We start from the raw sequence: 20,310 nt of genomic DNA, 5'->3' as shown, positions 1-20,310 counted from the left end.
CCGAGGTTTGCCATGAACGATATCGCCAGCACCCGCACCCGCGCCGAGGCCGCATTCGGCGGGCTCGATCGCTTCCTGCGCCGGCAACTGCTCGAGCGAATGCGCGGCCTGCGCCACGGCCGGCTGGTGCTGAGCGATGCCTGCGGCACGGCCGAGCTGGGTGAACCCGCCAGCGCGCAGCCCGCGCTGCAGATCCACCTGCAGGTGCTGGACCCGGGCTTCTACCGCGCGGTGGCGCGCCATGGCAGCGTCGGCGCCGGCGAGTCGTACATGGACGGCCAGTGGCGCTGCGACAACCTGGTCGGCCTGATCCAGCTGCTGGTGCGCAACCGCGACCTGCTCGACGGCATGGAAAGCGGACTGGCCCGCCTCGGCGGCATGGCGATGCGGCTGTGGCACGCGCTGCGCCGGAACACCCGCGACGGCAGCCGCCGCAACATCGCCGCGCACTATGACCTGGGCAACGATTTCTTCAGCCTGTTCCTCTCGGCGGACCTGATGTACTCCTCGGCGATCTGGAGCGACCCGGCCGACACGCTGGAAACCGCTTCCGCACGGAAGCTGGAGCGGATCTGCCGCCAGCTCGACCTCCAGCCCGCCGACCGGGTGATCGAGATCGGCACCGGCTGGGGCGGCTTCGCGCTGTACGCGGCGCAGCACTACGGCTGCCATGTCACCACCACCACGATCTCGCGCGAGCAGCATGCGCTGGCCAGCCAGCGCGTCGCCGAAGCCGGCATGGAGGGGCACGTCACCTTGCTGCTGGAGGATTACCGCGACCTCGAAGGCCAGTACGACAAGCTGGTCTCGATCGAGATGGTCGAGGCTATCGGCGCCCCGTATCTGGACGTCTATTTCGGCAAGCTCGGCAGCCTGCTGAAGCCGGAGGGCCTGGCGCTGGTGCAGGCGATCACCATCGAGGACCACCGCTATGCGCAGGCGTTGAGGTCGGTCGACTTCATCAAGCGCCATGTGTTTCCCGGCAGCTTCATCCCCTCGATCAGCGCACTGCTCGCGGCCAAGACCCGCGCCAGCGACCTGGGCCTGATCCGGCTGGAGGACTTCGGCAGTTCGTACGCGCAGACGCTCAAGGCATGGCGCGAGCGCTTCATGGCCCGCCTGCCGCAAGTGCGCGCGCAGGGCTTCGACGAACGTTTCGTGCGCCTGTGGGAGTTCTACATGGCGTATTGCGAAGGCGGCTTCCGCGAACGCTCGATCGGCGTGGCGCACCTGTTGATGGCGAAGCCGGGTTATCGTCCCGGCGCAGCCTCGCCGGGCCGGCCGGCATGAGCTTCTGGCTCAGCCTGATCGGTTACCAGGCGGTGTGGTTTGCCGCAGTGATCGGTGCGGGCCACGGGCTGGCGTGGCCAGGCGTGCTCGGCATGCTGATCTACGCGGCGGTGCAGCTGGCCGGTGCCCGCCGGCTGCGCACGGACCTCGGCCTGATTGCCGCCGGGCTGGTGTTCGGCTTGCTGCTCGACGGCACGCTGGGCCGCAGCGGACTGGTCCGCTACGCGGCCGGCTGGCCGAACCCGGCGCTGGCACCGGCGTGGATTCTCGCGCTGTGGGTGACCTTCGCGCTGACCTTCAGCCAGTCCCTGCGCTACCTGCAGACGCGGCTGTGGCTGGCGGCGCTGCTGGGGCGGGTCGGCGGTCCGCTGGCCTATCTGGGTGCGGCGCGCGGCTGGCAGGTGGTGACGTTTGCCGAACCGACGTGGCGCGCGCTGCTAACACTGGCGCTCGGCTGGGCGCTGGCGACACCGGCGCTGGCGTGGCTGGCGCGCCTCGGCCGCGCCTCGACGCAGCCGCGGCCGGCAACGCGGGGAGCCCGCGCATGAATCCCGGGTGGCAACTTCTGATCGTGTGGCTGCTGGCCGCGCTGATGATGACGCTGGGCTGGCAATGGCAGCGCAGGCGCAGCAATGCGGGCATCGTCGACGTGCTGTGGGCGGCGGGCGTGGGCGGCAGCGCCGTCCTGCTTGCGTTCACCGGCAGCGGCGCGCCGTGGACACGCGCGATGCTGGCATGCCTCGGCGGCGCGTGGGGCCTGCGCTTGTCCCTGCACCTCTGGCGGCGCGTGCGTGGCGAAGCGGAGGACGGTCGCTATCGCAACCTGCGCGCGCACTGGCGGGGCGCGCAGTGGAAGTTCTTCGCCTTCTTCCAGTTCCAGGCCTTCCTGATCGTGTTGTTCGCGCTGCCGTTCGCGGCGGTCGCGCGCAACCCGCAGGCGTCCGCGCCGTGGCTGGCCGCGGCCGTTGCCATCTGGCTGCTGGGCGTGCTGGGCGAGTCGCTCGCCGATGCGCAACTGGCGCGCTTCCGCAACGACCCGGCCAACCGTGGCAAGACCTGCCGCGATGGCCTGTGGCGGCATTCGCGCCACCCGAACTACTTCTTCGAATGGCTGCACTGGTTCGCCTATGTCTGCCTGGCGGTCGGTTCGCCGATCGGCTGGCTGGCGTGGTCCGGGCCGGTAGTCATGTACGTGTTCCTGCGCTGGATCAGCGGCGTGCCATACACCGAGGCACAGGCGCTGCGCACGCGCGGCGAGGATTACCGCGACTACCAGCGCACCACGGCGATGCTTATTCCATGGTTCCCCAGGAGGACCCCGCGATGACCACCCCCGCTTCCACCGAACTGGCCAGCGAGCGGCCGGCGCCAGGCCTGCTGGGCATGGCCGAACGCGGCCGCATCCCCGACGCGCTGTTGCGTCAGGGCATCCGCCGACTGTGTGCGCAACGCCTGCGCGAGGAACAGGCCGGCGGCCTGGACGCGCAGGCCGAGCGATATGCGCAGCGCATCGAGATGCTGCGCCACAGCCCGGTGGCGATCCACACCGACGCGGCCAACGCGCAACACTACGAATTGCCGCCGGCATTCTTCGAGCTCTGCCTGGGCAAGCGCCTGAAGTATTCGTCCTGCTACTACCCGCGCGGCGACGAGTCGCTGGACCAGGCCGAGGAGGCGATGCTCAGGCTGTATAGCGAACGCGCCCAGCTCGCCGATGGCCAGTCGATACTCGAACTCGGCTGCGGCTGGGGCTCGCTGACCCTGTGGATGGCCGAGCATTTTCCGAGCGCGCGGATCACCGCGGTATCCAACTCCACCCCGCAGCGCCAGCACATCGAGGCGCAATGCCGCCGACGTGGCCTGTTCAACGTGCAGGTGATCACCTGCGACGTCAACGCGCTGCAACTCGATCCGGCGCAGTTCGACCGCTGCGTGTCGATCGAGATGTTCGAGCACATGCGCAACTACGAGACCCTGCTGAACCGCATCGCCGGCTGGCTGAAACCCGGCGGCAAGCTGTTCGTGCACATCTTCGCGCACCGCACGGCGATGTATCCGTTCGAGACCGAGGGCGACGACAACTGGATGGGCCGGCACTTCTTCACCGGCGGGCTGATGCCGGCGTCGGACACCTTGCTGTGGTTCCAGTCCGCGCTGCACATCGAGCAGCGCTGGCATGTCGACGGCACGCACTACCAGCGCACCGCCAACCACTGGCTGGCCAACCAGGATGCGCACCACGACGAGGTGATGAAGGTACTGGCGCAAGCCTACGGCAGCAAGGCCGCGCCGCTGTGGTTCCAGCGCTGGCGCATGTTCTGGATGTCCTGCGCCGAGCTGTTCGGCTACGCCGACGGCCAGCAGTGGCTGGTCGCGCACTACCGCTTCGTGCGCCCCGCGGTCGACACCCGCCCCTCGATCGCCGCGGAGACGCCATGAGAATCCTGACGACCTTTTTGCTGGCCTGCCTCATGCTGTTCAACGTCAACACTTTCGCCAGGGAGCTGCCGCCGATCACGCCGGTGGCCCATGTCGACCTGCCCCGCTTCATGGGCGACTGGTACGTGATCGCCACCATCCCCACCCGCTTCGAGAAGAACGCGTACAACGCGGTCGAGGTCTACACGCTGAGGCCCGATGGCAACGTCGCCACCTCGTTCCACTTCCGCAACGGCAGCTTCGACGGCGAACGCAAGGAGATCCACTCCACCGGCTTCGTCAAGCCCGGCACCGGCAACGCGGTGTGGGGCGTGCAGGTATTCTGGCCGCTGAAGGCGCAGTACATCGTGGCCTGGCTGAAGGACGACTACAGCCAGGTCATCGTGGCCCGCGATGCGCGCGACTACATGTGGGTGATGGCGCGCACGCCGACCATCGCGCAGGCCGACTACGACGCGCTGCTGGCGCGGGTGCAGGCGCTGGGCTACCCGATGGACAAGGTGCGCAAGGTGCCCCAGCAAGCCAGACAATGACCGGACAACCCGCCGCGCCTGCCAGGAAGCCCCGCCGACGCGGGGCTTCTTCGTTCCGGCGCAGGTCCCCGATCTCGTGGGCGCGCCGCGCCCTACGGTAAACTCCCACGCTCGCGGGCCTATAGCTCAATGGTTAGAGCAGGGGACTCATAATCCCTTGGTTCCAGGTTCGAGTCCTGGTGGGCCCATTTCACGACATTCGGCACCCCGCCCGGGCAGGCGTGCACCGAGCGTCAGCGCATCGGGAAACCCGCCGCATCTACAGCGCCTCGCTGCTGCGCCACCGCCGCCGGTTCGATAGAAAAACTATCTTTTGAACATGGCGCATCGGCTCGATTGCCGTCGTGCCATGCCGCACACTGCCGCTCATGACGAGGATGGCGACAGGCGGGCAAGCCGATGCGTAGCAAGCTGTTCGTGCCCGGTGCACGGCCGGAGCTGTTCGCCAAGGCGTTGGCCGGCGAGGCCGATGCGCTGTCGTTCGATCTGGAAGACGCCGTGGCCGAGGACCGCAAGGCCGAGGCGCGCGCGGCGGTGGCGGACTTCATCGCCGGTGACGCCGTCCCGCGGGCAGCCAAGCTGATCATCGTGCGCACCAACGCGCCGGACTCGCCGCACTTCGCGGCGGACCTCGCCGCGGTCGCCCGTCCCGGCGTCACCCTGCTCAACCTGCCCAAGATCGAATCGCCGCAGGCCGTGGCGGCGGCCGTGGCCGCGATCGAGCAGGCGGAACACGCGAACGGCGTGGCGCAACCGATCGGCCTGCTGCTGAACATCGAGACGCCGCGGGCACTGGCCGCCGCGGCACGCATCGCCGCCGCGCATCCGCGCGTCGCCGGCTTGCAGCTGGGCCTGGGCGACCTGTTCGAGCCGCACGGCATCGACCGCGCCGATCCGCGCAACGTGCATGCGGCGATGTTCGCCCTGCGCGTGGCCGCGGCGCAGGCCGGGGTGTTCGCGATGGACGGCGCCTACGCCTTGCTCGACGACGACGGCTACCGCGAGGAGGCGTACATGGCGCGGCGACTCGGCTTCATCGGCAAGACCTGCATCCATCCGCGGCAGGTGGCGCTGGCCAACGCCGCTTTCGCCGCCTCGGAGGCGGAGCTGGCGCTGGCGCGCCGGATCGTCGAGGCCGCGGTCCAGGCGCCATCGCGCGGCGCCTTCGTGGTGGATGGACGGATGATCGACTTGCCGTTCCTGAAGCGCGCGCAGGCCCTGCTCGCCACCGCGCGCCGGGCGGACTGATGCGCGGCCGCCCCCGCCGGGTCGTGCCGTGGCTGTGCACGCTGCTGTTCCTGGCGATCGCACCGTTGCACGCGCAGAGCCTGGCACCGGTGCAGGACGGACAGCTGCCCGCGCTGGAAACCACGAAACCGCTGCGGGCCATCGCCCTCGTCGACGGGCAACCGCTCGCCATGGCCGCCGACGAAGCCTGGCGACTCGACGACGCACGCAAGGCCTGGCGCCGCCTGTCATCGCCGACCGGTGTCGCCGTTGCCCCGGACGGCATCGTCGAAGGCGGAACGCAGGCCTGGGTGCTGATCACCGCTCCCGATGCCCGCGGGGTGACCGGCGTGGCCCGGCTGCGCCTGCGCGGCGACACGCTGCAGTGGCAGCGCCTGCCCGCCCTGCCCGAGCCGCTGCATGACGCGCACGGGGCGTGGGCGAACGACACGCTGTCCGTCGCCGGCCTCGGCACCGACGGCACCACGCGGCTGTTGCAGCTGCAGACGAACACAGAGCAACCGCAGTGGAGCAGGGTCGGCGGCTGGCCGGGTGGCGGGGCGCCGACCTCCCTCGTCGCCCAGTCCGCGGCCGTGTTCGTCACCGTGGCCGATGCTTCCGGTACCGCCGAACGCCTGCTCCGCTGGAACGCCGACACGGGCTGGACCGAGCGCGGCCGGGTGCCGGGCCATGTGGTGCCGGGCTCCGGGCACGCGCTGGGGCAGGCGAATGCGCTCTATCTGGTGGACGCCGCCGCCTCGACGAAGCTGATGACCTTCCAGGTCATCACCAGCGCCTGGGCCGCGCTGCCGGGTGCCGCGCCCGCTGATGTCGTTGCGACCGGCGCCTGGACCGACGGCATGTTCTGGGCACAGCGTGATGCGGGCGGCCAGCGCGTCGACTTCGGTTATGCGCGTGTGGAGTCGACCAAGCTGCTGCTGCGCTGGCTGGACTGGGTGGTGATCCTGGTCTACCTGGCGGCAATGGTCGGCATCGGCCTGTTTTTCTACCTGCGCGAGAAACGCACCTCCACTGCCAGCTTCTTCGTCGGCGGCCGCAGCATCCCGTTCTGGGCGGCCGGCATCAGCCTGTACGCCACCAACACCAGCTCGATCAGTTTCATCGCGATCCCGGCCAAGGCCTTCGAGACCAACTGGCAGTACCTCACCAACAACCTGATCGCTGTCCTCGGCCTGATGTTCGTGGCGGTGTGGGTGGTACCGCTGCTGCGCCGGCTCGACCTGATGAGCGTGTTCTCGTATCTGGAAACACGCTTCCATCCCGCCATCCGCATGCTCGCCAGCGCGCTGTGCATCGTGATGCAGATCGGCAGCCGGATGAGCGTGATCCTGTTCCTGCCGGCGCTGGCGATCGCCACCATCACCGGCATCGACGTGGTGTGGAGCGTGCTGATCATGGGCGTGTTCACCATCCTCTACACCACGCTGGGCGGCATGAAGGCGGTGATCTGGACCGACTTCGTGCAGGTGTTCGTGATGTTCGGCGGCGCGCTGTTCGCGATCGGTTTCATCATCACGCACATCCACGGCGGCGTGCCCGCCTTCATGCACGCGGCGATGGCCGAGCACAAGATGCACCTGCTGGATTTCCGCTTCGACCTGACCAAGGCCACGGTGTGGGGCTTCGTGTTCCTGGTGCTGTTCGACGTGGTGCTGACCTTTCCCAAGGACCAGGTGCTGATGCAGCGCATCCTGTCCACGCGCTCGGACAAGGAGGCCGGTCGTTCGGTGTGGATGTTCGCGGCGGTGATGATTCCGGGCGGCTTCGTGTTCTACCTGATCGGCACGGCGCTCTTCGTGTACTACAAATCGCATCCCGAGCGGATGAACCCGACCCTGCCGATCGACGCCACCTTCCCGCTGTTCATCGCCGCCGAACTGCCGATGGGCGTCACCGGTTTGATCATCGCCGGCATCTTCGCTGCCGCCATGTCCACCCTGTCGAGCATCATCAACAGCGTGTCCACGCTGGCCTCGGTGGACTTCTACGAGAAGCTGGTGAAGCACCCGACGCCGAAGAAGAGCGTGCTGTTCGCGGAAGTCGCCGGCGTCATGGTCGGGCTGATCGCGATCGGGCTGGCCGTGCTGCTGTCGCGCTACGACATCCATTCGCTGTTCGATGTCTCGATCGAGCTGGCCGGACTGCTCGGCGGCGGCTTCGCCGGCGCCTACACGCTGGGCATGTTCACCCGCCGTGCGAATGCGCCGGGCGTGGCCATCGGCATCGGTTCGAGCATCTGCCTGACCCTGGTGGCGTGGTGGTTCAAGCTGGTGCACCCGTATTTCTACCTGGCGATCTCGATCGCGCTGTGCATCGTGATCGGCTACCTGGCCAGCCTGTGCTTCCCCGCGCCCATGCGTTCGCTGAAGGGGCTGACGATCTACGCCGACCGCGCCGACTGAGTGTGCCTTCGAGCACTCCCCGCGAAGCCGCCGGACACGGCATGATGGCAGCGACCGGCAAGCTCCGCTGACCTGCCGCCCAGACCCGCGAGGCGCCGTGGAAACCCAGTTCCTGCACACCTTCATCACCATCGTCGACCAGGGTTCGATGGCCGCCGCGGCACGCGTGCTGAACATCACGCCGGCGGCGGTGGCGCAGCAGATCCGTACGCTGGAGCGCGAGATCGGCGCCACCCTGATCGCCCGCGTCGGCCGCACGGTCAGCGTCACCGAGGAAGGCTCGCGCATCCTGCAGCGCTCGCGCGACCTGCTGCGCCACGTGGCCGACCTGCGCAGCGTGGCGAACGAGAACGCGGTCTCCGGCGAGCTGCGCCTGGGCGCGTGCCCCACCGCGCTGGCCGGCCTGCTGCCCGACGTGCTGGCGCGCATGGTCGAGACGTTTCCGCAGATCAACGTGTTCATCAAGCCCGGCTATTCGGCCGAGCTCTACCGCGCGGTGGAAGCCGGCGACCTCGACGCGGCGATGGTGCTGCAGGCACCGTTCGCCCTGCCCAAGACCTGCGAATGGCTGCTGCTGCGCGAGGAGCCGCTGATCGTGCTGGCGCCCAAGAGCATGGCCGAACGCGACCCGCACGAACTGCTGGCGACGCAGCCGCTGATCCGCTACGACCGCAACCAGTGGGGCGGCCGCCAGGCCGACGAGTACCTGCGCAGCCACGGCATCGTGCCGCACGAGCGCTTCGAGCTGAACGCACTCAACGCGATCGCGGTGATGGTCGACCGCGGCCTCGGCGTGTCGCTGGTGCCGGACTGGGCGCACCCGTGGCCCGAAGGCGTGCAGCTCGCGCGCATCCCGTTGCCGGCGCCCACGGTGCCGCGGCGCATCGGCATCGTGTGGTCACGCTCCAGCGTGCGCGTGCGCCTGGTCACCGTGCTGTTGCAGGAAAGCCGCCAGGCCATGCAACAGCGGCAGGCCGCCGGCCGGGGCTGAGCCGGGCCACGGCCCGCCTTGCTCAAGCAACAAAAGCTAGCCTCTGAAGATAGCCAGCGACGGTTCCACGTCCGCCGGCAAACGCCTAGCCTCGCGCATGAGGATCTGCACGGCGGGAGGGGAATACGGCTACCGACCGGGACGCGCACCGCGATGGTGCGCGGGCAGAGACGGCGCGTTCACCGCGAGCTTCGTTCGCGGCCACCTGAACCATCACGAGACAGGCCATGATCAAACCACTTTGCGTAGCAATAAGCGGCATCCTGCTGGTCTACTCCCTCGCCGCCGATGCGTCCGCCCAGGTTGCCGCGAGCACGGGTGACGGGGCTCCGTCTGGCCAGGACCAGGCCGCCACGTCCTCCGACGACCAAGCGAAGTCGGCGAAGAAGCGGGCCACCGAGCTGGGCGAGGTCATCGTCACCGGCACGCGCAGCCCCAAGGCGGTGGACGAGATCCCCGGCGCGATCACGGTGGTGACCAAGGAGGAGATCCAGCAGACCCTGACCGTGACCGAGGACGCCACCGCCGTGCTGACGCGCACCGTCCCGGGTTACGCCGAGTCGTCGCAGATGATGAGCAGCAGCGGCGAGACGCTGCGCGGCCGCATTCCGCTGCGCCTGTTCGACGGCATCCCGCAGGGCTCGCCGCTGCGCGACGGCTCGCGCAACGCCACCTTCACCGACATGGGCATCATCGGCCGCGTCGAGGTCATCAACGGCCCGTCCGCCTCCGAAGGCATCGGCGCAGCCGGCGGCATCATCAACTACATCTCCAAGGTGCCGGACAAGGAAGGCAGCGAGACCACGCTCAGCACCCGCCTGCAGACCCAGGGCCCGCGCGACAGCGGCGGCTGGAAGGTGGGCGGCACGTACGCGCTGAAGCAGGGTTCGTACGACCTGCTGGTCGCCGCCTCCTACCTCGACCGCGGCATCACCTACGACGGCAACGGGCGCCGCATCGGCCTGAGCGGCAGCGGCTCGGTGGCCGACTCCACCTCGAAGAACCTGTTCCTCAAGGGCGGCGTCAACTTCGGCCAGGGCGACACGCAGCGGCTGCAGGCGACCTACAGCCACTTCAAGATCGAGGGCAAGGGCGACTATGTCCAGGTGCTGGGCTGCCGCGGCCCGACCGACGACCCGCCGTGCGCCGTGCCGTTCACCAACACCTCGGAGAAGGGCCACCTGCACGGCTCGCTGGACGCGTTCAACGACTTCGAGCAGTACAGCGTCGAGTACAGCAACAGCGACTTCCTCGGCGGCTCGCTGGTGGCCACTGCCTACCATGCCGACCAGGCGATGCGCTTCCTGCCGGAGGACGGCGACGACAAGCAGCTCATCGCGCCGCCCGTCCCCGACGACCAGCGGATCTGGGACCAGTCGGAGATCACCTCGAAGAAGAGCGGCCTGCGCACCTCATGGACGCGCGGCGAGCTGTTCACCGTGCCGGGCCTGCAGCTGCAGGTGGGCGTGGACGTGGTCAAGGACGAAGCGCAGCAACGGCTGGCGCTGACCAATCGCATCTGGGTGCCGCCGATGCACTACAAGAGCACGGCGCCCTATGGGCAGCTCTCCTGGGACATCGGTCCGATCACGCTGAGCGCCGGTTTCCGCCGCGAGGACGACAAGCTGCACGTCAACGACTACACCACCACGCCCTACCGCAACAGCGTGTTCGTGGAAGGCGGCGGCGTGAAGTACACCGAGAACCTGAAAAACTTCGGCGCAATCTGGCGCATCGGCAGCCAGTGGTCGGTGTTCGGCTCGTACAGCGAGGGCTTCACCCTGCCCAACATCGGCATCCCGCTGCGCAACATCAGCGTGCCGGGGCAGTCCGTCGACCGCATCAGCGGCCTGGCCGCGATCATCTACAAGAACACCGAGTTCGGCTTCAACTGGCACGGCGAGCACGCTGCGTTCGGCGCCACCCACTACATCTCCAAGTCGCCGTTCGGCTCCTCGCTGGCGGTCGACCCGAACTCGAACGACTACATCCTGTCGCGCGCACCGGTACGCATCGAAGGCACCGAGCTCACCGGCGAATGGCGCTTCGACGAGCAGTGGAAGGTGAGCGGCGTCTACTCGCACATCACCGGCGAGACCGCGTTCTGGGCCGCCAGCCCGGGCGGCCTGTACCCGGCCGGCGGCATGAACAAGCCGCTGGGCATCTTCGACATCAGCCCGGACAAGCTGGCCGGCTCGATCACCTGGAAGTTCCTGCCCAACGCCGACGCCAACCTCGGTTTCACCTCGCTGTTCGGCCGCCACGTGTCCGGCAGCGACACCCGCGCCTACGACGGCGCCACCTACAGCTACGAGGAACACACCAGCGGCTACACCTTGTTCAACCTGGGCGTGAATTACGCCTTCCCGCGTTACGGCCAGCTCTCGCTCGGCGTGGAGAACCTGCTGGACAAGTTCTACGTCCTCAGCACCTCGCAGGTGGTCGGCTACCAGAACTACTGGTCCGGTCGCGGCCGCGTCACCTCGCTGACGTATACGATCACGTTCTGATCCGGCGGGAACGTGACGCCATACGGGCCGCGGCATCCTCGTCCCTCCCCCGGGATGCCGCGGCCGGCGAGACCTCGATGAGCCGAGCCGACGCCAACACCCGATCCGGCAGCCGCCTTCGCGCCGTGCTGGTGGTCGCCTGCCTGCTGGCCACCGTGCTGCCGGCGCGGGCAGCGGCGCCGCTGCCTGCGGCCCGTGCCGACACGCAAGGCGTCTCGGCGGTGCGCCTGCAGCGCCTGCACGACTTCATGGACAGGGCGACCGGCGCTGACGGCTACCTCGGCGGCGTCACCCTGGTGGCTCGCAACGGCCGCATCGTGGACTGGCAGGCCTACGGCCATCGCGACCTGGCGCGGCGCGAGCCGATGCGCAGGGACGCGATCTTCCGCATCTACTCGATGACCAAGACGGTGACCTCGGTCGCGGTGATGATGCTGGTGGAGGAAGGCAAGCTCACCCTGGACGATCCGCTGTCGCGCTACCTGCCGGGCTTCCAGGCGCCGCAGGTGATGGTCGGCGGCACCGCCGACGCGCCGAAACTGCGCGCAGCGGACAAGCCCGTCACCCTGCATGCGCTGCTCACCCATACCGCGGGTTATCCGGCTGGCGTCAAGGGCGACGAGCAAGCGGTCACGCTGATGGAGCGCATCGACCCGCACGGCGCGAGCGACCTGCGCGGCTTCGCCGAACGCATGAGCCGCGTGCCGCTGGCCGCCGACCCCGGCACGCGCTTCGGCTACGACGGTGCCTCGCTGGAACTGCTGGCGCGGGTGGTCGAGGTGGTCTCCGGGCAATCGTTCGACCGCTTCCTGCGCCAGCGCATCTTCGAGCCGCTGGCGATGCACGACACCGGCTTCAGCGTGCCGGCGGCACAGCGCGCGCGCGTGGTCGACCTCACCCGGATGAGCGCGGCCGGCAAGCTGGAGATCGCCGACACCACCAGTGCACGGCATCCCGGCGAGCCGCTCAACGCCTACGACAGCGGCGCCGGCGGCCTGTATTCCACCGCCGGCGACTATGCCCGCTTCGCCCAGATGCTGCTCGACGGCGGGACGCTGGACGGACACCAACTGCTCGGCCGCAAGACGGTGGAGCTGATGCTGCGCAACCACCTCACCATGCTCGACCCGCCGGTGACCCAGTTCAGCGACGCCGAGGGTTTCGGCCTGGGCGGCTATGTGGTGCTCGATCCGGCCCGGCGCGGCCAGCTCGGTTCGCCCGGCCAGTTCGGCTGGAGCGGCGCGGCCTCGACCTACTACACGATCGATCCGCACGAGCATCTGCTGGCGATCCTGATGCTGCAGCACCTGCCGCGCGATGATGGCGGCAAGGACCTGCCGCGGATCAGCCGCAACTTCTACGATCTGGTCTACCAGGCGCTGCCATGACTTCACCACGCACGGCTTTACCGAGCAACCGATGAGCACCGACCGCGACTCCCCCGAGGCACCCACGCCCGCCGCGCGCGTGACGCACGAGTACAAGTTCTCGCACGTCACCATCGGCCGCTACCTGCCCACGCCGGGCAAGGCGCCGGGCTGGCCGTTCGCCGAGATCGGCCACTGGAAGATGGATGTCGACGGCAGCGCGGACGACTGGGTGCGCGAGTTGACCGACTGGCGCCGCGAGCACCTCGTGCGCATCGGCTACGACGATGCCAACTATCGCCGCCCGGAGTTGCAGTGGGCGCAGCGCAACTTCGTGCATGCGCAAATGATGGTGGAGGATCGCTACTTCTTCGATCCAGTGGCCGGCAAGTACACCGTCGACCGCTACCTGGACGATCTCGAAGCGCGCTTCGGCGGCATCGACAGCGTGCTGCTCTGGTTCGTCTATCCCAACATCGGCATCGACGACCGCAACAAGACCGATCTCGCGCACGATCTGCCCGGCGGCCTCGATGGTCTCAAAAGTGCGGTGGACGATTTCCACCGCCGCGGCGTGCGCGTGTTCCTGCCCACCATGCCGTGGGACCACGGCACGCGCGAGACGGAACAGAACGACTGGCAGGCGATCGCCGAACTGGTCAAGGCGGTCGGCGCCGACGGCATCAACGGCGACACTTACAACGGCGTGCCGCGCGCGTTCTTCGACGCCTGCGACGCGCTCGGCTGCCCGGTGGTGCTGCAGCCGGAGTCCACCATCAGCGCCGAGGAGCAGCTGATCTGGAACGTGCAGAGCTGGGGCAAGAAGGCGCCGAACGAGGCGATCCCGCCGGTGGCCAAGTGGAAGTGGCTGGAGCCGCGCCACATGATCAACTACGAGAACCGCTGGGGCCGCGATCGCAACCACGACCTGCAGTACATCTTCTTCAACGGTATCGGCTACAACGCCTGGGAAAACATCTGGGGCATCTGGAACCAGTTCACCCCGCGCGACGCCGAAGCGCTGCGCCGGATCGCTTCGATCGAACGCCAGTTCGCGACGGCGATGGTCAGCCTGGACTGGCGACCGTACGAGCGCACGCTGCAGGCCGGCGTGTTCGCCAGCCGCTTTCCCACTTCGGGCTACACGCTGTGGACCCTGGTCAACCGCAACGAATACGCGGTGACCGGCGAACAGATCGCGCTGCCGTATCGCGACGGCACGCAGTATTACGACGCCTGGCACGGCGTGCCGCTGCAGCCGCGGCTCGACGGCGATCGCGCGGTATTCGACTTCGCACTGGAGGGCCGCGGCTTCGGCGCGCTGCTGGCGCTCGCGCCCGGCGCCGCGCTCGACGGCCTCGACGCTTTCCTCGCCCGCATGCGCGAACTCTCGTCCGTGCTGCTGCAGTCGCTGTCGGCCCAGTGGCGTTCGCTGCCGCAGCAGCTGGTGCCGATCGCGCCCACCCGCCCCGCTGCCGAAGCACCGCCCGGCATGCTGGCGATTCCCGCCGGCACGTTCGACTTCGTGGTCGGCGGTGTCGAGATCGAGGGCCAGACCTGGGAAGGCAACGACGTGCAGTACCCGTGGGAGGACAGCGCGCGCCGCGGCCATCGCCACCAGATGTCGATGCCGGCGTTCTTCATCGACCGCACGCCGGTGACCAACGCGCAATTCCGCGCCTTCCTCGACGCCAGCGGCTGGCGCCCGCGCGACCCGCACAACTTCCTGCGCCACTGGCGCGATGGCGCGCCGCCGCCGGGCTGGGACGACAAGCCGGTGACCTGGGTCGCGATCGAGGACGCTCGCGCCTACGCGGCCTGGGCCGGCAAGCGCCTGCCGCACGAATGGGAATGGCAGGTCGCCGCGCAGGGCCGCGACGGCCGGCGCTACCCGTGGGGCAACGACTGGGACGAAACCATGGTCCCCGCCATCAACCGCGGCCGCACGCTGGTCGCGCCCGACGACGTCGACGCGCATCCCGCCGCGGCCAGTCCGTTCGGCGCGCTCGACCTGGTCGGCAACGTCTGGCAATGGACCGACGAGTACGCCGACGCGCACACCCGCGCCGCGATCCTGCGCGGCGGCAGCAGCTACCAGCCGCAGACCTCGCACTGGTACTTCCCGCAGGCGTACCGGCTCGACCAGCACGGCAAGTACCTGCTGATGGCGCCGTGCAAAGACCGCTCCGGCAGCGTCGGCTTCCGCTGCGTGGTGGATGCAGCATGAGCGAAGCAGCGGCGACCCGCGTGCAGCTCGGCGGCCTGCTCGGCGAGGCGCTGGCCGCCAACCTGCGCGGCCGGCTCGCGCATTTCATCGTCGATGAACACAGCCCCGCGATCGCGCTGTTCGCGCCCGAGCGGCGCAACGAGAACCGCGAGGGCGACTGGTACGGCGAGCACGCCGGCAAGTGGCTGGTCGCCGCGGCGAAGGCGGCCGCGCGCAGCGGCGATGCCGCGTTGCGCGCGAGCGTGCTGCGCGTCGCCGACTACCTGGTGTCGATCCAGGAGACCGACGGCTACCTCGGCACCTACGCGCCGGATCACCGCTTCATGCGCCCGCAGCCGCCGAAGCCGGCCAGCTGGGACGGCGCCCCCAGCGTGCGCACCTGGGACATCTGGACGCACGCCTACCTGATCCTCGGCCTGCTCGAAGTGCAGCGGCACTTCCCCGCGCCGCACTACCTCGACGCCGCGCGCCGGATCGGCGACCTGTGCCGGCACACACTGACCGACGGCGGCATCGACATCACCGAGCTGGGCAACCACCACGGCCTGTCGGCGACGGTGCTGATGGACCCGGCCACCGAGCTGTACTTCGCCACCGGCGAACCGCGTTATCTCGAACTGGCGCAGCGCGTGCTGCAGCAGGCGAACGGCCACCCCGAGCTGGCGCTGCTCACGCGTGCGCTGGAGGGCGCGGACGTTTCCACCATCGCCACCGGCAAGGCCTATCAGCTGGCGTGGAACCTGGTCGGCCTGGCCAAGCTGCATCGTGCCACCGGCAACGCGGATTACCGCCGCGCGGTGGAGCACGCCTGGCGCAGCATCCGCGAGCACCACCTCACCCTGGGCGGCGGGCCGTGGGGCGGCGTGGGCCATCGCTCGCGCGAGGTGTTCAACCCGGCTGGCGTGTTCAGCCCTTACGGTTACGTGGAAACCTGCTCGTCGCTGGCGTGGATCCAGTTGAACCGGGAGCTGCTGGCGATCACCGGCGAGACGCGCTACGCGGAGGAGATCGAACGCACCGCGTACAACGACCTGCTCGGCGCGCAGGCGCCCAACGGCGAGGACTGGTGCTACTACGTGTTCCCGAACGGCCGCCGCGTGCACACCACCTACTGGCGCTGCTGCAAGTCCAGCGGCGCGATGGCGCTGGAGGAGCTGCCTGCCCTTGCCTACCGGCAAGCTGTCGACGGCAGTATCGCGGTCAACCTCTACGGCCCCGGCGAAGCGGGGTTCAAACTCGCCAGCAGCGAGCTGCGTATCGTGCAGGACACTGCCTGGCCGTATCCCGGCGATATCCGCCTGCGCCTCGCCATGTCGCGCCCGGCGCACTTCGCATTGAAGTTGCGCATCCCGTCGTGGGCCACGGACGCCACGCTCACGATCAACGGCGCGGATGCCGGCGTCGCCCTGGTGCCGGGACATTACGCCATGCTCGAACGGGAATGGCGCGACGGCGATGAACTGCTGGCGCATTTTCCGATGCGGCCGCAGCTGCATCGCGCGATCAACCGCAACGTGCAGGAGTCGCGCGCACCGGACGGCAGCCAAGTGCGCCAGGAAGTGCTGCACTTCGAGTACGCCGCCATCACCTGCGGCCCGCTGGTGTATGCCACGGGACTGGTCGACGGCTTCAAGGTCGAGGAAACCCTGCGCCTGCCCGACGCGCCGCGCGCGCAATGGCTGGCGCTGCAACCCGCAGCGGGCGACAGCGCGCCGCGCATCGTGCTGGACCCGGGCTATCGCGCACCGCTGGAATTCACGCCGTACTTCGCCGCCGGTGGCCGTGTCGACGGTAGCTGGCGGCTGAGCTGGCTGCCGCTGGCACCTGAGCCCGCCGGATGACGCCGCCAGCGCGCCGGGCCGCGCGCATCACACAAGAATTTGTGGCGCCAGAACATAGCCGTCCCGCCTGTTTCCCCGCCGGGGCATGGTGCACAGTGGCCCGCAGCAACCACCCCGATCCCGATGGATGCATCGCGCATGGAAACCTCCCCGCCTGAGTCGAACGCCGCCCGCCACGGCCCGCTGGGCGGCGTGCGCGTGCTGGACCTGAGCGCCTACATCGCCGGGCCATACGCCTGTTCGCTGCTGGCCGACCAGGGCGCGGACGTGATCAAGGTCGAGCCGCCCAGCGGCGACAACCTGCGCCAGTACCCTTCCACGCTTCCCAGCGAGAGCCGCGCCTTCCTCGGCGTCAACCGCAGCAAGCGCGGCATCGTGCTCGACCTCAAGCGTGCGGACGACCACGCCGCACTGCTGAAGCTGGTACGCGATGCCGACGTGCTGGTACACAATTTCCGCCCCGGCGTGCCCGAGCGCCTGCACATCGGCCACGAGCAGCTGAGCCTGATCAACCCGCGGCTGGTCTACTGCGCGATCACCGGCTACGGCGACAGCGGCCCGCTGAAAGACAAGGCCGGCTACGACCAGGTGCTGCAGACCATGACCGGCATGTGCACGCTGCAGGGCAAGCGCGGCGGGCCGCCGGAGATCATCTACGGCTCGGTGGTCGACTACTACGCCGCGGCGCTGCTGGCCGCCGGCGTGTCGTCGGCGCTGTACGAACGCGAGCGCAGCGGCCTGGGCCAGTTCGTCGGCGTGTCGCTGCTGCGCAGCGCGCTGACCATGCAGTCGGCGCGGATGATCTGGGCCGAGGGCGAGTCGCTCGACATCGGCCGCGACATGCGCTCCGGCGGAGTCACCGGCATCCACCCCACGCGCGATGGCTGGATCTACATCTCGGCCAACACGGCGCGCTTCTGGAAGGCGCTGTGCGCGAAGACCGGCCTCGGCGCGCTGGCCGACGATCCGCGTTACGACACCGTGCGCAAGCGCGCGCAGCACTTCGCCGAGATCCTGCCGCAACTGCACGCGGCGCTCGCCGCGCGCAGCGCGCTGGAATGGGAGGACCTGTTCGGCGACGAGGTACCGTGCGCCGCCGCGCGACGGATCGAGGACATGTTCGACCACCCCCAAGTGCAATCGCAGGGCATCATCGACACCTTCGAGCACCCGCTGGTGGGCCGTTACCGCGGCGTCGCCCAGTCGATCCGCTTCGGCCGCACGCCGGGACCGGCGCCGTTTGCCGCGCCGGTGCTGGACCAGGACACCGCCGCCGTGATCGCCGCGCTCGAGGACGATGCCGACAGCGCATTCGGCAAACGCTGATCCGGCGCGGCAGGCGCACCCGCGACCTGCCCATCATGAACGCCCCCGCTCCCTCTACACGAACTGACGACCCGCCGCTCACACGGATTCCGGAGAGTGGGTGGCGCGGGAGGGTTTCCCCCGGAAGCCCCCGCCGCGAGTCCCCAACACGGAGTCGACACACATGAACAACGACCGCATCCAAGGCAACTGGAAACAGCTCACCGGCAAGATCAAGGCCAAGTGGGGCGACCTGACCGACGACGACCTGACCCGTGCCGAGGGCAACACCGAATACCTGGTGGGCAAGGTGCAGGAGCGTTACGGCATCGCCCGCGACGAGGCGCAGCGCCAGGTGAAGGAGTTCGAGCGCACGCTGTAATCGCCGCGCCGGTTCGCGGCAGGGCCAGCTTCGCATCGGCCCTGCCGCGTTCAGCCCTCTCGCGTCGGCTGCGGCACCTCCAGCGAGCCTTCCTCGCGGTCGCGGTACAGCGCGGGCCGGCAGTTCGAACTGGTGTCACGCACACCAAAGGCCAGCCGGCCTTCGGCGCCCAGGTGCCCGGCCCCGATGGCAGCCGCCGCCCAAGCAGGCTGATCACCACCACCCTCGTCGGCTATCGGGTCTGCACACCACAAGCGTGGGCTCGTACATATTGCGGGTGGAGGAGGTACCGCCCGCTCCGGGTTCATGGCGTACGGGCGGCCCGTCGCGAAGCCGGCGCATGGCACTGTCAATTTGCTACTAATTACGCTATCAATTAGTAGCAAATTGACAGGTGCCCCATGAAACTCCCCATGCCACCCCCGGCGTTCGGCGACCTGTTCGAGCGTTCCGACGTCCGCAAGATACTTCTCGCCAAGCTTGGCCCCGAGGTCAAGGGACGATACGAGCACTGGGATCAGCTGCGCCATCTCACGCCACCCGAGAACCTGACGCCTGAAGAATGGTGGCTGGGAATCAAGATGGCGCGCCGCGGGTTGCGCCAGGAAATGCCGTTGAAGGACAAGGCGGGCAACCCATTCACCGTCGTTCTGAGTGACAGCATCCAGCGAAACCTGTTCCTGATTGGCCGTGATGCCGCTGGCGCGCTTCGTGGCCAGGAGGCATCTCAATCAGAAGTCACCCGCGAACATTACCTCGTTCGATCCCTGATGGAAGAAGCGATGACTTCGTCGCAGCTTGAGGGAGCTGCCACGACCACCCAAGTCGCAAAAGACATGCTTCGCAGTGGGCGGGAGCCGCGTGATTACGGCGAACGCATGATCTACAACAACTACCTGGCCATGCGCGAACTGAAAGCATGGAGGCAGCGGCCGCTGACCCCTGCGGCGGTTTTCGAGATCCACCGCAAACTGACCGACGGAACGCTCGAGGACGAGGGATGCGCGGGAAGGTTCCGGTTGCCCTCGGAAGACATCGTCATCGAGGACGAGACCGGTCGCGTTCTCCACGTGCCTCCACCGGCACGGGAGCTCGAGCAGCGCCTGCAGTCCCTTTGCGACTTCGCCAACCAGTCGGACGACGGCGAGCACTTCGTGCATCCGGTGGTCAGGGCGATCCTGATCCACTTCCAGATCGGCTACGACCATCCGTTCGTCGACGGAAATGGCCGGACCGCCAGGACGTTGTTCTACTGGTCGCTGCTGAGATCGGGTTTCTGGATGGCGGAGTATCTGTCGATATCGAGCATCCTGAAACGGGCGCCCGCCCAATACATGCGGTCATACCTGTACACGGAGACTGACGAGGGGGACACCACCTATTTCGTGGCTCACCAGCTGACCGCCATTCTCGAAGCCATCGACGGCGTTCATCGCTACATCACCCGAAAACAGAATGAGCAGGCAGCCGCCGCGGCGCTGCTCAGACCCGGCAGCCCGTTGGCTCACCAGATCAACCACAGGCAAAGAGCGCTTCTGCTGAACGCCCTCAAGAACCCGGGAAAGGTCTTCACCATCGAGATGCACCGCAGCAGCCACGGCACGTCATACCAGACCGCCAGGGCCGACCTGCTTGCCCTGGCGGCCGAAGGATTCCTGCGCCAATCCCGCGAAGGAAAGGCCTTCGTGTTCGTTCCGGTGCCCGATCTCGAAAAACGATTGCATGCATGACCATGGCGTGCCTCGTCACACGCAGGATCGCGCGTGACGAGGCCA

The 20,310-nt window shown here is 68.5% G+C and carries 15 protein-coding genes and 1 tRNA gene; all 16 read left to right on the top strand.

Going from position 1 to position 20,310, the window contains the following annotated elements; translation table 11 throughout:
* Window positions 1-12: 12 nt before the first annotated feature.
* Window positions 13-1,290, top strand: coding sequence for a class I SAM-dependent methyltransferase (locus tag ACFCQI_RS08310; RefSeq protein ID WP_395120972.1), 1,278 nt, complete (start codon window positions 13-15; stop codon window positions 1,288-1,290).
* Window positions 1,287-1,838 (top strand): DUF2878 domain-containing protein, encoded by a 552-nt coding sequence (locus tag ACFCQI_RS08305; RefSeq protein WP_395120971.1) that lies wholly within the window; start codon window positions 1,287-1,289, stop codon window positions 1,836-1,838. The genes ACFCQI_RS08310 and ACFCQI_RS08305 overlap by 4 nt, the downstream gene beginning before the upstream one ends.
* The gene (locus ACFCQI_RS08300) at window positions 1,835-2,617 is read left to right on the top strand and encodes a DUF1295 domain-containing protein (protein ID WP_395120970.1); all 783 of its coding nucleotides are present in this window, start codon (window positions 1,835-1,837) and stop codon (window positions 2,615-2,617) included. The genes ACFCQI_RS08305 and ACFCQI_RS08300 overlap by 4 nt, the downstream gene beginning before the upstream one ends.
* Window positions 2,614-3,729, top strand: a complete 1,116-nt coding sequence (locus ACFCQI_RS08295) for an SAM-dependent methyltransferase (protein ID WP_395120969.1) — start codon at window positions 2,614-2,616, stop codon at window positions 3,727-3,729. Before ACFCQI_RS08300 ends, ACFCQI_RS08295 begins: the two co-directional genes overlap by 4 nt.
* The gene (locus tag ACFCQI_RS08290; protein ID WP_395120968.1) at window positions 3,726-4,262 is read left to right on the top strand and encodes a lipocalin family protein; all 537 of its coding nucleotides are present in this window, start codon (window positions 3,726-3,728) and stop codon (window positions 4,260-4,262) included. The genes ACFCQI_RS08295 and ACFCQI_RS08290 overlap by 4 nt, the downstream gene beginning before the upstream one ends.
* Before the next feature lie 115 nt (window positions 4,263-4,377).
* Window positions 4,378-4,450: transfer RNA gene (locus ACFCQI_RS08285), tRNA-Ile, on the top strand.
* 211 nt (window positions 4,451-4,661) lie between these two features.
* Window positions 4,662-5,510, top strand: coding sequence for an HpcH/HpaI aldolase/citrate lyase family protein (locus ACFCQI_RS08280; RefSeq protein WP_395120967.1), 849 nt, complete (start codon window positions 4,662-4,664; stop codon window positions 5,508-5,510).
* Window positions 5,510-7,912, top strand: coding sequence for a sodium/solute symporter (locus tag ACFCQI_RS08275; RefSeq protein WP_395120966.1), 2,403 nt, complete (start codon window positions 5,510-5,512; stop codon window positions 7,910-7,912). The genes ACFCQI_RS08280 and ACFCQI_RS08275 overlap by 1 nt, the downstream gene beginning before the upstream one ends.
* A 97-nt stretch (window positions 7,913-8,009) precedes the next feature.
* Entirely contained in the window at window positions 8,010-8,903 is an 894-nt protein-coding gene (locus ACFCQI_RS08270) for a LysR substrate-binding domain-containing protein (protein WP_395120965.1), read from the top strand.
* A 227-nt stretch (window positions 8,904-9,130) separates the two neighbouring features.
* Entirely contained in the window at window positions 9,131-11,413 is a 2,283-nt protein-coding gene (locus tag ACFCQI_RS08265) for a TonB-dependent receptor (RefSeq protein ID WP_395120964.1), read from the top strand.
* Window positions 11,414-11,490: 77 nt separating this feature from the next.
* Window positions 11,491-12,801: a serine hydrolase domain-containing protein gene (locus ACFCQI_RS08260; RefSeq protein WP_395120963.1), complete on the top strand. Its 1,311-nt coding sequence runs from the start codon at window positions 11,491-11,493 to the stop codon at window positions 12,799-12,801.
* A 31-nt stretch (window positions 12,802-12,832) separates the two neighbouring features.
* Window positions 12,833-15,007, top strand: coding sequence for a formylglycine-generating enzyme family protein (locus ACFCQI_RS08255; RefSeq protein ID WP_395120962.1), 2,175 nt, complete (start codon window positions 12,833-12,835; stop codon window positions 15,005-15,007).
* Window positions 15,004-16,848, top strand: coding sequence for a glycoside hydrolase family 127 protein (locus tag ACFCQI_RS08250; RefSeq protein WP_395120961.1), 1,845 nt, complete (start codon window positions 15,004-15,006; stop codon window positions 16,846-16,848). Before ACFCQI_RS08255 ends, ACFCQI_RS08250 begins: the two co-directional genes overlap by 4 nt.
* Window positions 16,849-16,986: 138 nt before the next feature.
* Window positions 16,987-18,174: a CaiB/BaiF CoA transferase family protein gene (locus ACFCQI_RS08245; protein ID WP_395120960.1), complete on the top strand. Its 1,188-nt coding sequence runs from the start codon at window positions 16,987-16,989 to the stop codon at window positions 18,172-18,174.
* Window positions 18,175-18,337: 163 nt separating this feature from the next.
* The gene (locus ACFCQI_RS08240; RefSeq protein WP_395120959.1) at window positions 18,338-18,535 is read left to right on the top strand and encodes a CsbD family protein; all 198 of its coding nucleotides are present in this window, start codon (window positions 18,338-18,340) and stop codon (window positions 18,533-18,535) included.
* A gap of 401 nt (window positions 18,536-18,936) precedes the next feature.
* On the top strand, window positions 18,937-20,265 hold the full coding sequence (locus ACFCQI_RS08235) for a Fic family protein (RefSeq protein ID WP_395120958.1): 1,329 nt from the start codon (window positions 18,937-18,939) through the stop codon (window positions 20,263-20,265).
* Window positions 20,266-20,310 lie beyond the last annotated feature (45 nt).

This window comes from Rhodanobacter sp. FW102-FHT14D06 (assembly GCF_043950705.1).
In the GTDB taxonomy this organism is placed as follows: Bacteria; Pseudomonadota; Gammaproteobacteria; order Xanthomonadales; family Rhodanobacteraceae; genus Rhodanobacter.
Note: the sequence above shows the minus strand (reverse complement) of the source record. Positions and strands in the feature narration are given on the sequence as shown.

Bases quoted from the DNA above. Each gene is read 5' to 3' on its own strand.
- ACFCQI_RS08310 (WP_395120972.1), top strand. From the start codon at position 13: ATGAACGATATCGCCAGCACCCGCACCCGCGCCGAGGCCGCATTCGGC.
- ACFCQI_RS08305 (WP_395120971.1), top strand. From the start codon at position 1,287: ATGAGCTTCTGGCTCAGCCTGATCGGTTACCAGGCGGTGTGGTTTGCC.
- ACFCQI_RS08300 (WP_395120970.1), top strand. From the start codon at position 1,835: ATGAATCCCGGGTGGCAACTTCTGATCGTGTGGCTGCTGGCCGCGCTG.
- ACFCQI_RS08295 (WP_395120969.1), top strand. From the start codon at position 2,614: ATGACCACCCCCGCTTCCACCGAACTGGCCAGCGAGCGGCCGGCGCCA.
- ACFCQI_RS08290 (WP_395120968.1), top strand. From the start codon at position 3,726: ATGAGAATCCTGACGACCTTTTTGCTGGCCTGCCTCATGCTGTTCAAC.
- ACFCQI_RS08280 (WP_395120967.1), top strand. From the start codon at position 4,662: ATGCGTAGCAAGCTGTTCGTGCCCGGTGCACGGCCGGAGCTGTTCGCC.
- ACFCQI_RS08275 (WP_395120966.1), top strand. From the start codon at position 5,510: ATGCGCGGCCGCCCCCGCCGGGTCGTGCCGTGGCTGTGCACGCTGCTG.
- ACFCQI_RS08265 (WP_395120964.1), top strand. From the start codon at position 9,131: ATGATCAAACCACTTTGCGTAGCAATAAGCGGCATCCTGCTGGTCTAC.
- ACFCQI_RS08260 (WP_395120963.1), top strand. From the start codon at position 11,491: ATGAGCCGAGCCGACGCCAACACCCGATCCGGCAGCCGCCTTCGCGCC.
- ACFCQI_RS08255 (WP_395120962.1), top strand. From the start codon at position 12,833: ATGAGCACCGACCGCGACTCCCCCGAGGCACCCACGCCCGCCGCGCGC.
- ACFCQI_RS08250 (WP_395120961.1), top strand. From the start codon at position 15,004: ATGAGCGAAGCAGCGGCGACCCGCGTGCAGCTCGGCGGCCTGCTCGGC.
- ACFCQI_RS08245 (WP_395120960.1), top strand. From the start codon at position 16,987: ATGGAAACCTCCCCGCCTGAGTCGAACGCCGCCCGCCACGGCCCGCTG.
- ACFCQI_RS08240 (WP_395120959.1), top strand. From the start codon at position 18,338: ATGAACAACGACCGCATCCAAGGCAACTGGAAACAGCTCACCGGCAAG.
- ACFCQI_RS08235 (WP_395120958.1), top strand. From the start codon at position 18,937: ATGAAACTCCCCATGCCACCCCCGGCGTTCGGCGACCTGTTCGAGCGT.